The sequence below is a fragment of the Clostridium sp. YIM B02555 genome, assembly GCF_022320955.1.
Classification (GTDB): Bacteria; Bacillota; Clostridia; order Clostridiales; family Clostridiaceae; genus Clostridium; species Clostridium saccharoperbutylacetonicum.
The window spans coordinates 133,817-146,620 of sequence record NZ_JAKJJY010000015.1; the positions used below are offsets into that span (position 1 = coordinate 133,817).

The window sequence follows — 12,804 nt, forward strand, 5'->3', positions numbered from 1 at the left end:
AATTTAATTATTTAGGAGGAATCACAATGGGATTAGGAGTTTTAGCAGCTGGTATAGCTGTATTAGCAGGTATTGGAGCAGGAATAGGTATAGGTATAGCTACAGGTAAGGCAGCAGAAGCTGTTGGTAGACAACCAGAACAAATGGGTAAAATTCAAACTATGTTAATTCTAGGTGCTGCACTTTCAGAAGCAACTGCAATCTATGGATTAGTAATTGCATTCTTAGTAATGAACAAATAATAACTAAATATGAGTTTGTATGAGTTAATTATATTGACTCCGAAGGGAGGATATAGGTAAAAGATGGAAATAAAATTATCAACGTTAATAATGAACTGGGTTAATTTTGGTATTATAATTTTGATTGCAAGGCATTTCTTTTGGAATAAAATAAAAGGAATACTTTCAGACAGACAAAAATATGTAAATGACAAGTTAACTAAAGCAGATGAAGATGCTGAAAAAGCAAGACTATATTTAGTTCAAAATGAACAAATTTTAAAATCAGCAAAAGAAGAAGGCAATAAAATCACCGAAATGCAAAAGCAAAAAGGTGAAAAGCTTTATGAAGAAATTGTTGGTGATGCAAAAGCAGAAGCAGTTTCTGTAAAGGAAAGAGCTAATCTAGAAATTCAAAGAGAAAAAGAAAAAGCAGAACATGAGATAAGAAAGCAAGCTGTAGATTTAGCGGTAGAATTATCAGTTAAAGCATTAGGACAACAAATTGATCAAGATACACATAGAAAACTTATCGGTGATTTTATTGCTAAGGTAGGTATGTAGGTATGTATGAATATTTAGATCGAAGATATGCTTTAGCGCTATATGAAATCGCTGAAAAAAATAATAAAGTGGATGAATATTTACAGGACTTAAGAGATATTTGCGATCTATTTGATAGCAATGAAGACTTTTATCAAGTAATTAAACATCCAAAAGTAAATACAGCTAAGAAAAAACAATTATTCAATGATTTGTTTAAAGGAAAAATTGATGAAGAACTACTTGCTTTTTTAATTGTGTTAATTGAAAAGGGAAGAGTACTTTATTTAAGAGAAAAGCTAAATCAAATGGTAGACATTGATTTAGAAAGAAGAAACACTATAAGAGGTGTAGTTAAAACTGCTGTGCCACTTTTAGATGAAGAATTAGAACAATTAAAAAATATCTTTGAAAAGAAGTACGATAAAACTATATTATTTGATACAAAAATAGATAAAAGCCTTTTAGGTGGAGTTTATGTTAAAGTTGGAAATGATATTATTGATGGTACTATAAAATCAAAGATAGAAGAAATGAAAGAATTAATGCTTAAGAAAGAATAGAGGTGAATCCATGAATATTAAACCAGAAGAAATAACTTCTATTATCAAAAAAGAAATAGAAAAGTATGAGAGTGATATTAAAACAGTAGATTCTGGTACTATAATCCAAATAGGAGATGGTGTTTCAAGAGTTTATGGATTAGACAATTGTATGCAAGGGGAATTATTAGAATTCCCTAATAATGTATATGGGATGGTTTTAAATCTTGAACAAGATAACGTTGGATGTGTTCTTTTAGGAGATGAAAAAGGAATAAAAGAAGGCGATATAGTTAAAGGAACTGGAAAAGTTGTTGAAGTTCCTGTAGGTGAAGCAATGATAGGAAGAGTTGTTAATGCTTTAGGAGAACCAATTGATGGCAAAGGCCCTATAACAGCTGCTGAACACAGACCAGTTGAAACACCAGCTGCTAGTATCATTGACAGAAGCTCAGTTAATCAACCATTACAAACAGGAATTAAGGCTATAGATTCTATGATTCCAATTGGTAGAGGTCAAAGAGAACTTATAATTGGAGATAGACAAACTGGTAAAACAGCTATAGCTATTGATACAATCTTAAACCAAAAGGGAAAAGATGTTATTTGTATATATGTAGCTATTGGTCAAAAACAATCAACAGTTGCACATCTTGTTAATACTTTCACTGAAAATGGTGCTATGGATTATACTGTAGTTGTAAGTGCTACTGCATCAGAAACAGCTCCACTTCAATATATTGCACCATATGCTGGATGTAGTATAGGTGAATATTTTATGCATCAAGGTAAAGATGTATTAATAATTTATGATGATTTATCTAAGCATGCAACTGCATATAGATCAATGTCATTACTACTTAAGAGACCACCAGGAAGAGAAGCTTATCCAGGGGACGTTTTCTACATCCATTCAAGATTGCTTGAAAGAGCAGCTAAATTGTCTAAGGAATTAGGTGGAGGTTCAATTACAGCACTTCCAATTATAGAAACTCAAGCTGGAGACGTTACTGCTTACATACCAACAAACGTTATTTCTATAACAGACGGACAAATATTCTTAGAATCTGATTTGTTCAATGCAGGTCAAAGACCAGCGGTTAATGCTGGTATCTCGGTATCGAGAGTTGGTGGTAGTGCACAAATCAAAGCTATGAAACAAGTAAGTGGTACTCTAAGATTAGACCTTGCACAATACAGAGAATTAGAAGCATTTACTCAATTTGGGTCTGATTTAGATGCCGATTCTAGCAGAAGACTTGAAAAAGGTAAGAGACTAGTTGAAGTATTAAAGCAAGATCAATATAGTCCACTTGAAGTTGAAGAACAAGTTATGATGTTATATGCAGCAGTTAACGACTTCTTATCAGATGTTAAAGTAAGCGATATAAAGAGATTCGAAAAAGAATTCTTAGAATATGCTGATACTCACTATAGAGAACTAGGAAAATCAATTCTTACAGAAAAAACTTTGACTGATGAAATAAAAGCAAAGTTAGAAGAATCTATAGTTGAGTTCAAAAAGATATTTTTAAAAGAAGCATAGCTTAAACTTTTAAGCTATGCCCTTCTTAGGAGGTGGAAATCATGGGCGCAGCTGGACTTCTTGATATTAAGAAAAGAATTAAGTCAGTTGAAAGTACAAGAAAAATCACTAATGCAATGGGACTTGTTGCCACTTCTAAGTTAAGAAAAACTAAAAAAGAGTTTGCAGTAAACAGTAAGTTTACTGATATAACTGAACCAATTGTAAGAAATCTTGCAACTGCAGCATCTGAAGACGGAAGCAACGTTTATTTTGAAGGAAATGATAGTAAAAATAAATTATATGTTGTAATAACTTCGGATTCGGGATTATGCGGTGGGTTTAATAGTAGTGTAGTATCTCAATTAGCACAAGTTATTGGAAAGAATAGAGATACAGCGAAGGTTATTTTAGTTGGAAGCAAGGGTCTTGGTTATTTAAAGAAAATTAAGGTAGAGCCAATAGAAGAATATGTAGATATTGGAGATGTACCAACAGTAAGCGAAGCAAAAGTAATATTTGATAAAGCTCTTGAAATGTACTTAAATGGTGAGGTTTCAGAAGTAAATATCGTATATTCTGAATTCGTATCATCAGTTAAGCAGGAAACAAAATCAGTTAAGATGTTACCTATAGAGAAATCAGAAGGTAATGGTGTAGGATCGTTCATTATTGAGCCTAGTGTAGAATTAGTATTAGAAGATACGCTTAATATTTATTTAAAAGGAAAAATTAGAGGCATACTTTTAAGTTCAAAATGTAGTGAACAAAGTACAAGAATGACTGCTATGGATGGAGCTACAAAGAATGCTGATGATTTATTAGATAAGTTAAAGCTTAAATTTAATAGAATTAGACAAGGTGCGATCACACAAGAAATATCTGAAATTGTTGGAGGAGCAGCAGCTCAAAATTAGTAAGGAGGTATCTTAATGCCTGGAAAGATGGGAAAAGTGGTTCAAGTAATTGGACCAGTAATAGATATAAAGTTTGATTCAGATTCCCTTCCGAATTTATACAATGCGATTGTAATTAAGGCGGGAGATAATGAATTAGTAGCAGAAGTTGAACAACACGTTGGAGATGATATAGTTAGAACAATAGCTATGTCAGCTACAGAAGGTTTAAAAAGAGGAATGGATGCTGTTGATACAGGAGCACCTATTTCTGTTCCAGTAGGTCAAGAAGTATTAGGAAGATTATTTAATGTTTTAGGAAAGCCTATAGATAATTGTGGTGATGTTGAAATCAAACAAGAATACCCAATTCATAGGCCAGCACCTAGTTTTAAAGATCAATCTGTTGAGCCTGAAATGTTTGAAACAGGTATCAAGGTAGTAGACTTACTTGCACCATATCAAAGAGGTGGTAAGATCGGTCTATTCGGAGGAGCTGGAGTTGGTAAAACAGTATTAATTCAAGAATTAATAAATAATATAGCTAAACAACATAATGGATTATCAGTATTTACTGGAGTTGGTGAAAGATCAAGAGAAGGTAACGATTTATACTATGAAATGAAAGAATCAGGGGTTATTGACAAAACTGCACTAGTGTTTGGTCAAATGAATGAGCCACCTGGAGCTAGAATGAGAGTTGCGTTAACTGGACTTACTATGGCAGAATACTTCAGAGATAAGGGCCAAGATGTGTTATTATTCATAGATAACATATTCAGATATACGCAAGCAGGTTCTGAGGTTTCAGCGTTACTTGGAAGAACACCTTCAGCCGTTGGATATCAGCCAACACTTGCAACTGAAATGGGTGCACTTCAAGAAAGAATTACATCAACAGTTAATGGATCAATTACATCAGTTCAAGCAGTATATGTTCCTGCCGATGACTTAACTGACCCAGCACCAGCAACAACATTCTCACATCTAGATGCAACAACAGTTTTATCTAGAAGTATAGTAGAGCTTGGTATATATCCAGCTGTAGATCCATTAGAATCTACTTCAAGAATTCTTGATCCAAGAATAGTTGGTGAAGAACACTATAAAGTGGCAGCAGAAGTTAAAAGAGTACTTGAAAAATATAGACAATTACAAGATATCATTGCTATCCTAGGTGTAGATGAATTAGGAGACGAAGATAAGGCGGTAGTTGCTAGAGCAAGAAGAATACAAAGATTCTTATCTCAACCATTTACAGTTGGTGAACAATTTACAGGATTAAAAGGTAAGTATGTAACTGTAAAAGAAACTATTAGAGGATTTAAAGAAATTCTTGAAGGTAAATATGATGAGTTACCTGAATCAGCATTCTTATTTGCAGGTACTATAGATGATGTTATAGAAAAAGCTAAAACTTTAGGATAAGGGGATGAGCAACTATGGCTAATACCTTTTTACTAAAAATAATAACACCAAGCCGTGAGGTTTATAGTGGAGATGTTGAAAAAATTTCTTTAAAAAGTGTAGATGGAGGATTTCAAGTATTTGCAAATCATGGAAATATGATAGCTAGTACAGTACCATGTATTGCATTTTTTAAAGATGCTAAAGGTAATGATGAAGAATTATTCATTTCAAAAGCAATAGTACAAATTAATAATAATGAAATGTTAATAAGTAGTGATGCTGCTGAATTTGAAGAAGATATCGATGAAGTAAGAGCTCAGGAAGCAATGGAAAGAGCTGAAAAAAGACTTAAAGATATTGGAACTTACAATAAGCAAAGAGCTGAATCAGCATTACTTAGAGCAAAGGAAAGATTAAAATTAAAAAAATCTATTCATCATAGATAATATTTTAAGCTTACTAAAGTGTAGTAACTTTTATATAGGTGTAAATCTATATAAAAGATTTACACTTTATTTTTTTGCGATTTTTTATTCTAGATATTGACAATGTATCACAAAATTTTGAGAATTAAATACTATATAATATACAAATAATAAAGAATAAAATTTGAAGATATGGCCATAATTAAGAAAGATAAAATAAGGGGGATGTGACATGAATATAAAAATAAGTGCAGTAATTCTTATATTATTATCTTTTTTTAATTTAGGCGCTGTTTCAAAAGGTATTAAAGTTGATGAAACTTCATTTAATTCTATTGAACAAAATCTTAGAAATATAAGTGAATTTAATGAAAATGGTGTAAAGCTTCAATATAAAACTAAAAATGATATAAATAGTGAGAATCTTAGGATAAAAGAATATTTAACTCAGAATATAAGCGGAAATTATAAAGAAATCCAAAAAGATCAGTTTGAAGTTGATAATAATGATTATAATATTAATGCAAAATCTTGGTGTGAGAATCAATATACCTATGTTGAAATCACAATAATAAATAGAAATTCAAAGTTATCAACAGTGGATTTGAAAAATATGCTTAGAAAATTAGAAAATAAGAATTTAGAAAGTATGCAGTATTTTATTTATTATGAATGCAAAGAAATTACAGGAAATAAGAATTCGTTAGATAAATTTATAGATCAAAACAATATTCAGCATGTACAGTTATTAGAAATTAGCAATGGTTATACTGGGACAGGATATTTGAAAGATGGAAATAAGGTTAACTTTGCATTAACTCGATATAATACTGGTTCACATATAATAATTGGTACACCAATAATATTTACAACATACTAAAGCATATTGAAAAATTTATTTAAACGATTATTTATACAGTTTGTTTTATAATGTATATTTAAAATTTTATTTATTTTTCGAATGCTCAACAATTTATTATGGAGGATAATATGGAGAAAATAGTGGTTAAGGGTGTAAAGCAGCTTAAAGGTGAAGTTGATATAAGTTCAGCAAAAAATTCAATTTTACCAATAATAGCGGCAACTATATTATGTCCAGAACCAATAGTTATAGAAAATGCACCAAGATTGGAAGATGTAGAAGTTATATGTAAATTATTAAGTGAATTAAATTGTAATGTTGATATTTCAGATATTAGTAATGAATTAATAATAGATACAAAAAACATGGTAGAAATGGATGCAAATGAAGAATTAATGAGAAAAATGAGGGCATCATTTTTAATTATGGGTCCTATGCTTGCTAGATTTGGTTATTGCAAATTATCTTTACCAGGTGGTTGCAATATAGGCAGCAGGCCAATAGATTTACATCTTAAAGGATTTAAACTTCTTGGAGCTGAGGTTAAGACAGATCATGGATTTGTAGAAGTAAAAGCAAAAAAAATGGTAGGAAGTAGAATATATTTAGATTTCCCTTCAGTTGGTGCAACTGAAAATATTATTATGGCATCAATCTTTATTGATGGAGTTACTATAATAGAAAATGCAGCTGAAGAACCTGAGATTTGGGATTTAGCTCAATTTTTAAATAAGATGGGTGCGAAAATAGAAGGGGCAGGATTCGGCAAAATAACAATTACAGGAGTAAGAAGTTTAAAAGGAACGATTTATACTCCAATATATGATAGGATAGAAGCTGGAACATTTATGATAGCAGCAGCTATTACAAATAGTAAAATAAAGATAAATGGAATAAATGAAGAACATTTAAGACCTATAATAGAAAAATTAAAAGAATGTGGAGTAAATTTTAGTGATTATAAAAATAATTCTATAATAGTAGATGGTACAGGGACTAAAAACCCCGTTGACATAAAAACACTTCCATATCCAGGTTTTCCTACAGATATGCAGGCACAAATGATGAGCTTATTATCTGTAGTTAAAGGTGTTAGCGTCATTACAGAAACAGTTTTTGAAAATAGATTTATGCATGTTGCTGAATTGTTAAGAATGGGGGCTAATATAAAAATTGATGGAAGAACTGCCATAATTGAAGGAATAGAAAAACTAACAGGATGTGAAGTTAAAGCAACGGATTTAAGAGCTGGAGCAGCAATGATCTTAAGTGGATTATCAGCAGAAGGACAAACTGAAATAAGTGATATTTATCATATTGATAGAGGATATGTCAATATTGAAGAGAAGTTTAGAAAATTAGGAGCAGAAATATATAGAGTGACTGTCTAAAGTATATTGTATCTCATGATGTAATTATGAAACATTGTGAGATATTTTTTGTTATAAAGTGGTTGGAATTGTTTATATATGAAGAAAAGTTGGGTTACATAATTATCATAAGTAATAATTTTAATACATATAATAACGTAGACTTAGGGAGGGGAATTAATGAGAATAATCAATATAAAAAACAGGAATATACAAATAAGCAATAACGTATATACAATTGCTATTATGACTTTGGCGATTTTATTGACATTAATAGTATTACCAATAATATTTTTAGGATTAGGGAAGAGTAGCATTAATGCATTTAATACTGGAAATGGAGATGTAGATGTAGTTAAAGGGGGAGGAATAACATTTCCTACAAATGGGAAAGTGAAGTTATATCGTAAGGAAGAAAACAAAGTGGAAGAATTAGATTTAGAAGAATACATTATTGGAGTGGTAGCAAGTGAAGTTCCTGCAAATTTTAGTGAGGAAGCGCTAAAAGCTCAAGCTGTTGCAGCAAGAACATTTTATATGAGTAAGCGGGTGAATCCGTGTAAAGATGCAAAAAGTCATGATGCGGAAGTTTGTGATACAAATAACTGTCAAGTATATATGAGTAAGAAAGAGAGGCTAAGTAAATGGAGTAGTAAGGATGGAGAAGATAATTGGAGTAAAATAAAAAAAGCAGTTTATGATACAAAAGGGCAGATTCTCACCTATGATGGAAGTGTGCTAGAATATCCTCAATTTTTTGCAACAAGTTCTGGAAAAACTGAAGATGCAAAAGATGTATTTTCAATTGATGTACCATATTTGAAGTCTGAGGAAAGTAAAGGGGAAGAAAATGCACCTAAATTTAAAACTAATACAGAAATTCCTATAAGTGAATTTATAAATAAAATCAATGCAAAATATCCAGAGGCAAATGTTAAAGCAGATAATTTGCCTTCACAAATCAAGATAGACAGCCATACAGACGGTGGAAGTGTAAAAATAATAAGAATAGGAAAAGAATCTATTAAGGGAACTCAATTTAGAGAGTTGTTTAATTTAAATTCAAGTAATTTTACTTTAGAATTTAATAAGGATTCAATAAAAATAAATTGCACGGGCTATGGACATGGTGTTGGAATGAGTCAATGGGGTGCAAATGCTATGGCTAAGAATGGCGATACATATGATAATATTCTTAAGCATTATTATAATGGAGTTAAGATTGCAGAAATTATATATACTTAGTTGAAAAATACTTGTTTTTTAATAGTTTATGACTATGTAAGACAAGTATTTTTTGTGTTTATTTTCTTGTTTGTAATTTTTAAAAGTGGGCATACTTTAAAATGACTTATGTAAAGAAGATTGAATAGAAAATAGTTTAAAACAAAAAATGTGGAATAAAAAAATAAAATTATGTATTAATTTTCAAAAAAAGGGAACTATATCAATAGGAGGTGTTCACTTTGAACAAAAATTTAAAAGAAAAATTTAAAAATTTATTTAGGAAGGAGGGATTTTATATCGCTTTATTCCTCTGCCTTTGCGTAATAGTGACTGTGGGTACAGTTTCGTATAAAATGCTTAATAATAAGCAGGAAGTAAATAAAACAGACGCAGATGATAGAGGCAAAGAGCTAACATTAAATACTAATGATAAACCAGCAAATCAAATTCAAAATGCTGAGAGAGCTCAAAATGATGAGAAAGTAAATAGTGATACTGTTAATAAAACAAAAACTGAAAAATCAGCTGCAGTAACTACAACTAATAAAGTGAATTTTTCAAATCCATTAAATGGTATTGAAAGTAGAAAATATACTTATCCTTCACCAGTAAAAATGGAAGAAGGAATTTTTAGAACTATTAGAGGGGTAAATTTAGAAGCTAAAATAGGGACCGAAGTTAAAGCAGCAGCAGATGGAGTAGTAGAACTTGCTGAGAACTCAGGTGTTGAAGAAGGCGTAGTCATAGAAATTAAACATGCAAATGGATTAAGAACAAGATATGGAAATCTTGATGCAGATGTATCAGTAAAAAAAGGTGATAAGGTTAAAGCCAATCAAGTTATTGCAAAGGTAGGAGAAACAGCTAAGGTATTTAGTAAAGATGCCTTTGGTGAATTTTTAAATTTGCAAGTAATTGATGCCAATGGAGAGCAAGTTAATCCAGAAAAATATTTTAACTTAAAAACTAAATAACAATATAAGAAGATTATATTAGTCATTCATCCTGTTAAATGGTGAATGGCTAATAGAAAGAAAAATTGTAATTTATAAATTATTAAATCAAGGAAGTGGTATTTTGAAAGATTATATTGAAGAAAGGGTTCTAGATGTTGCAAAATATATTATAGATTCAAAAGCTACAATAAGAAAAACTGCAAAGGTTTTTGGTGTTAGTAAAAGCACAATTCACAAAGATATGACAGAAAGGCTTTTGAAAATAAATCCTGAAATTGCTCAAGAAACTCACTCGATATTAGAATTGAACAAGTCAGAAAGGCACATTAGAGGTGGAAAAGCTACCCAAATGAAATATAAAATTATTGAATCTTAGTGAAAATAAGTCTATAATATAATATTAGTAGAATTATGTAATCATAGGTATTAATATGTATTATAGGAGTGAAAAAAATAATGGGTTTTTGGAGAACAGGGATAGACTTAGCTATTGATTTAGGAACAGCAACAGTATTGGTCTATGTGAAGGGAAAAGGAGTTATACTAAAGGAACCATCAGTTGTAGCCATAAACAAAAATAATAATAAATTGTTGGCTATAGGTGAAGAAGCAAGAAAAATGATAGGAAGAACTCCAGGAAATATCGTTGCAGTTAGACCACTGAGAGAAGGAGTTATTTCTGACTATGATATAACTCAAAAAATGTTGAAAGAATTTATTAAAAAAGCATGTGGAAAGAGAAATGTTAGAGCACCAAAGGTTATTGTATGTGTACCATCTCAAGCTACAGAAGTAGAAAAGAGGGCTGTTATTGATGCCGCTATGAATTCAGGTGCTAAAACGGTTCGTTTAATAGAAGAACCGCTTGCAGCTGCTATTGGGGCTGGTTTAGATATAACAAAGCCAAGTGGATGTATGGTAGTTGATATTGGAGGAGGGACTTCTGATATTGCTGTCATTTCTTTAGGTGGAGTTGTAGAAAGAGATTCAATAAAAGTTGGTGGAGACAAATTTGATGATGCTATAATTAAATATGTTAGAAATGAATACAAGCTAATGATTGGAGAAAAAACAGCTGAAGATTTAAAAATAAATATTGGATCAGCATTTAAAAATTCTAGAAGTTTAACTTGTATGATGAAGGGAAGAAATCTTGTTACAGGATTACCAGATGAAGTGGAAATTACTACAGAAGAAGTAAGAAATGCTATAAAGGAACCTGTAGAAGCAATTGTTGACACAGTAAAAAGAGTATTAGAAAGAACACCACCTGAGTTAGCTTCAGATATAATTGAAAGAGGAATAGTAATGACAGGTGGAGGAGCATTAATACATGGTTTGGATAAGCTTATAGAGTTTAAAACAGGAGTAACTGCAATTGTTGCTGAAAATACTGTTGAATGTGTTGTTAATGGAACCGGTGAAGTACTTAATTATCTAGACAAGTTAGATAATGAAGTGAATGCTCAACAAATTGTTCTTGTAGAATAATGAAGGAATAAATAACAGTCCAAAATTTATTTTAGACTGTTATTTATTTTTTAATCTTAAAGCATTGGAAATTGTTCGTGATTTAAAGCATAGGCTTCTATAAATAACCTAGATATTATCTTGGCCATATTCATAATAAAGGATAGTCTTATACTGCGTGAAAAGAAGAATTCAGCATTATCACTTGAGTCAACGATTCCAATAACAGATGATATACCAACGTCAGGAAGCTCTTTCCCTACTCCTTTTCCAGGATGTATGGCATAATCTCTTATTCGAATTTGCCCAATATCATCTTCATCTCCTAAACAAGCATCAATTCCAATTATGGAGGCATTTGGATGTTTTACACGTATCTCGTCTAAACGTTCATCTATATTTAAAGCGTGAATTGGAGCTGATAAAGTACCGTAAACAGGGAGAGGAAAAAAGTTTTCGGTTAAAATAGATCCAACTAAAGGACCTAAACAATCTCCAATGCATTTGTCAGTACCTATACAAACTATTACAGTATTTTCTGAAAGAAAATTTTTGATTTTTAGAGTTAAATTATGATGAAACTCAAAAGTATAATTAATGTCTGGCTTTAGCATAAAGGATATATCCCCCTTTCACAATATATATATATGTGAACTAAGAAGAAGATAGTATAAAAAAAAAAATATGGGAATAAATACTATAAAAGGAGATTTGTATGAAAAGAATTTTTGTGTATTTTATTCTAATTTTAACAATAATAATTAATATATATTTATTATTGTATTGGAATCCTGGGAAATTAAATAATGATAAGGGAGATTACAGCAAGGAAGTATTATCTTTTACAAAAAGTCCATATAAAGTTGATAAAAGTACAATGTTGGAGAAACTATCATCAGATGATAAGAAGGATATAGAAAAGATCATAAAAAAGTTGTCTGCATTTGATGTTGAAACAATAAGAGAATATTTTAATGATGCAAATGAACAGGAAGGAATAGTAAATATATTTAAACTTTTAAAAAAGAGATTATTGATAGAAGATTATAAAAAGATAGAAGAGATAAGTTCTAAGTATATAGATATTGATAATATAAATAAAATAATTAAAAAGAAAAAATAATTTAGATTAGTATATTAAAATGAAGTATATTGCAGAAATGTGGAGTAAGTTGGATTTAATTTCTGCAAATGCATGATTATAAGAGTTGAAATAAATACAATTTGCAGATATACTAGTCATTGTTGATTGATTGTCAAGCAACTGCTGTGAAAACAGAATAAGGAGGAATTCCCGAGTGGCCAAAGGGGGCAGACTGTAAATCTGTTACGTTTCGTTTCGATGGTTCGAATCCAT

Annotated in this window: 15 protein-coding genes; 14 read left to right on the forward strand and 1 reads right to left on the reverse strand. The window is 30.7% G+C overall.

Annotated elements, in window-relative coordinates; genetic code table 11:
- Nucleotides 1-26 precede the first annotated feature (26 nt).
- From atpE to mreB, 13 genes are all read left to right on the forward strand, one after another.
- Nucleotides 27-242: an ATP synthase F0 subunit C gene (atpE, locus tag L3B98_RS19195; protein ID WP_015390739.1), complete on the forward strand. Its 216-nt coding sequence runs from the start codon at nt 27-29 to the stop codon at nt 240-242.
- A gap of 63 nt (nt 243-305) precedes the next feature.
- Nucleotides 306-785 carry a F0F1 ATP synthase subunit B gene (locus tag L3B98_RS19200; RefSeq protein WP_015390740.1) on the forward strand — a complete coding sequence of 160 codons (480 nt, stop codon included), beginning with the start codon at nt 306-308 and terminating at the stop codon, nt 783-785.
- 2 nt (nt 786-787) lie between these two features.
- Nucleotides 788-1,327 carry a F0F1 ATP synthase subunit delta gene (locus L3B98_RS19205; RefSeq protein ID WP_015390741.1) on the forward strand — a complete coding sequence of 180 codons (540 nt, stop codon included), beginning with the start codon at nt 788-790 and terminating at the stop codon, nt 1,325-1,327.
- 10 nt (nt 1,328-1,337) lie between these two features.
- On the forward strand, nt 1,338-2,852 hold the full coding sequence (atpA, locus tag L3B98_RS19210) for a F0F1 ATP synthase subunit alpha (RefSeq protein WP_238917884.1): 1,515 nt from the start codon (nt 1,338-1,340) through the stop codon (nt 2,850-2,852).
- A gap of 41 nt (nt 2,853-2,893) precedes the next feature.
- Nucleotides 2,894-3,748, forward strand: coding sequence for an ATP synthase F1 subunit gamma (atpG, locus tag L3B98_RS19215; protein WP_015390743.1), 855 nt, complete (start codon nt 2,894-2,896; stop codon nt 3,746-3,748).
- A gap of 15 nt (nt 3,749-3,763) precedes the next feature.
- On the forward strand, nt 3,764-5,155 hold the full coding sequence (atpD, locus tag L3B98_RS19220) for a F0F1 ATP synthase subunit beta (protein ID WP_015390744.1): 1,392 nt from the start codon (nt 3,764-3,766) through the stop codon (nt 5,153-5,155).
- 14 nt (nt 5,156-5,169) lie between these two features.
- Nucleotides 5,170-5,583: an ATP synthase F1 subunit epsilon gene (gene atpC, locus L3B98_RS19225; RefSeq protein ID WP_238917885.1), complete on the forward strand. Its 414-nt coding sequence runs from the start codon at nt 5,170-5,172 to the stop codon at nt 5,581-5,583.
- Between the two features lie 211 nt (nt 5,584-5,794).
- The gene (locus L3B98_RS19230) at nt 5,795-6,442 is read left to right on the forward strand and encodes a hypothetical protein (RefSeq protein WP_238917886.1); all 648 of its coding nucleotides are present in this window, start codon (nt 5,795-5,797) and stop codon (nt 6,440-6,442) included.
- A gap of 110 nt (nt 6,443-6,552) precedes the next feature.
- A complete protein-coding gene (murA, locus tag L3B98_RS19235; protein ID WP_238917887.1) occupies nt 6,553-7,815 on the forward strand; it encodes a UDP-N-acetylglucosamine 1-carboxyvinyltransferase in 1,263 nt (420 codons plus the stop codon).
- Nucleotides 7,816-7,974: 159 nt separating this feature from the next.
- On the forward strand, nt 7,975-9,039 hold the full coding sequence (gene spoIID / locus L3B98_RS19240; protein WP_238917888.1) for a stage II sporulation protein D: 1,065 nt from the start codon (nt 7,975-7,977) through the stop codon (nt 9,037-9,039).
- Nucleotides 9,040-9,260: 221 nt separating this feature from the next.
- Nucleotides 9,261-9,995: a M23 family metallopeptidase gene (locus L3B98_RS19245; RefSeq protein WP_238917889.1), complete on the forward strand. Its 735-nt coding sequence runs from the start codon at nt 9,261-9,263 to the stop codon at nt 9,993-9,995.
- Between the two features lie 103 nt (nt 9,996-10,098).
- The gene (gene spoIIID / locus L3B98_RS19250) at nt 10,099-10,353 is read left to right on the forward strand and encodes a sporulation transcriptional regulator SpoIIID (protein ID WP_015390750.1); all 255 of its coding nucleotides are present in this window, start codon (nt 10,099-10,101) and stop codon (nt 10,351-10,353) included.
- Between the two features lie 80 nt (nt 10,354-10,433).
- Nucleotides 10,434-11,468 (forward strand): rod shape-determining protein MreB, encoded by a 1,035-nt coding sequence (gene mreB / locus L3B98_RS19255; RefSeq protein ID WP_015390751.1) that lies wholly within the window; start codon nt 10,434-10,436, stop codon nt 11,466-11,468.
- A gap of 56 nt (nt 11,469-11,524) precedes the next feature.
- On the opposite strand, the gene yyaC is transcribed toward mreB, so the two are convergent.
- The gene (yyaC, locus tag L3B98_RS19260) at nt 11,525-12,061 is read right to left on the reverse strand and encodes a spore protease YyaC (protein ID WP_238917890.1); all 537 of its coding nucleotides are present in this window, start codon (nt 12,059-12,061) and stop codon (nt 11,525-11,527) included.
- 101 nt (nt 12,062-12,162) lie between these two features.
- Here yyaC and L3B98_RS19265 point away from each other — a divergent pair, with 101 nt between their 5' ends.
- On the forward strand, nt 12,163-12,570 hold the full coding sequence (locus L3B98_RS19265; RefSeq protein ID WP_015390753.1) for a hypothetical protein: 408 nt from the start codon (nt 12,163-12,165) through the stop codon (nt 12,568-12,570).
- Nucleotides 12,571-12,804 lie beyond the last annotated feature (234 nt).

Coding starts and splice junctions, on each gene's coding strand:
- atpC (WP_238917885.1), top strand. CDS start 5,170: ATGGCTAATACCTTTTTACTAAAAATAATAACACCAAGCCGTGAGGTT.
- yyaC (WP_238917890.1), bottom strand. CDS start 12,061: ATGCTAAAGCCAGACATTAATTATACTTTTGAGTTTCATCATAATTTA.
- spoIID (WP_238917888.1), top strand. CDS start 7,975: ATGAGAATAATCAATATAAAAAACAGGAATATACAAATAAGCAATAAC.
- L3B98_RS19205 (WP_015390741.1), top strand. CDS start 788: ATGTATGAATATTTAGATCGAAGATATGCTTTAGCGCTATATGAAATC.
- atpA (WP_238917884.1), top strand. CDS start 1,338: ATGAATATTAAACCAGAAGAAATAACTTCTATTATCAAAAAAGAAATA.
- L3B98_RS19230 (WP_238917886.1), top strand. CDS start 5,795: ATGAATATAAAAATAAGTGCAGTAATTCTTATATTATTATCTTTTTTT.
- atpG (WP_015390743.1), top strand. CDS start 2,894: ATGGGCGCAGCTGGACTTCTTGATATTAAGAAAAGAATTAAGTCAGTT.
- atpD (WP_015390744.1), top strand. CDS start 3,764: ATGCCTGGAAAGATGGGAAAAGTGGTTCAAGTAATTGGACCAGTAATA.
- atpE (WP_015390739.1), top strand. CDS start 27: ATGGGATTAGGAGTTTTAGCAGCTGGTATAGCTGTATTAGCAGGTATT.
- L3B98_RS19265 (WP_015390753.1), top strand. CDS start 12,163: ATGAAAAGAATTTTTGTGTATTTTATTCTAATTTTAACAATAATAATT.
- murA (WP_238917887.1), top strand. CDS start 6,553: ATGGAGAAAATAGTGGTTAAGGGTGTAAAGCAGCTTAAAGGTGAAGTT.
- L3B98_RS19200 (WP_015390740.1), top strand. CDS start 306: ATGGAAATAAAATTATCAACGTTAATAATGAACTGGGTTAATTTTGGT.
- mreB (WP_015390751.1), top strand. CDS start 10,434: ATGGGTTTTTGGAGAACAGGGATAGACTTAGCTATTGATTTAGGAACA.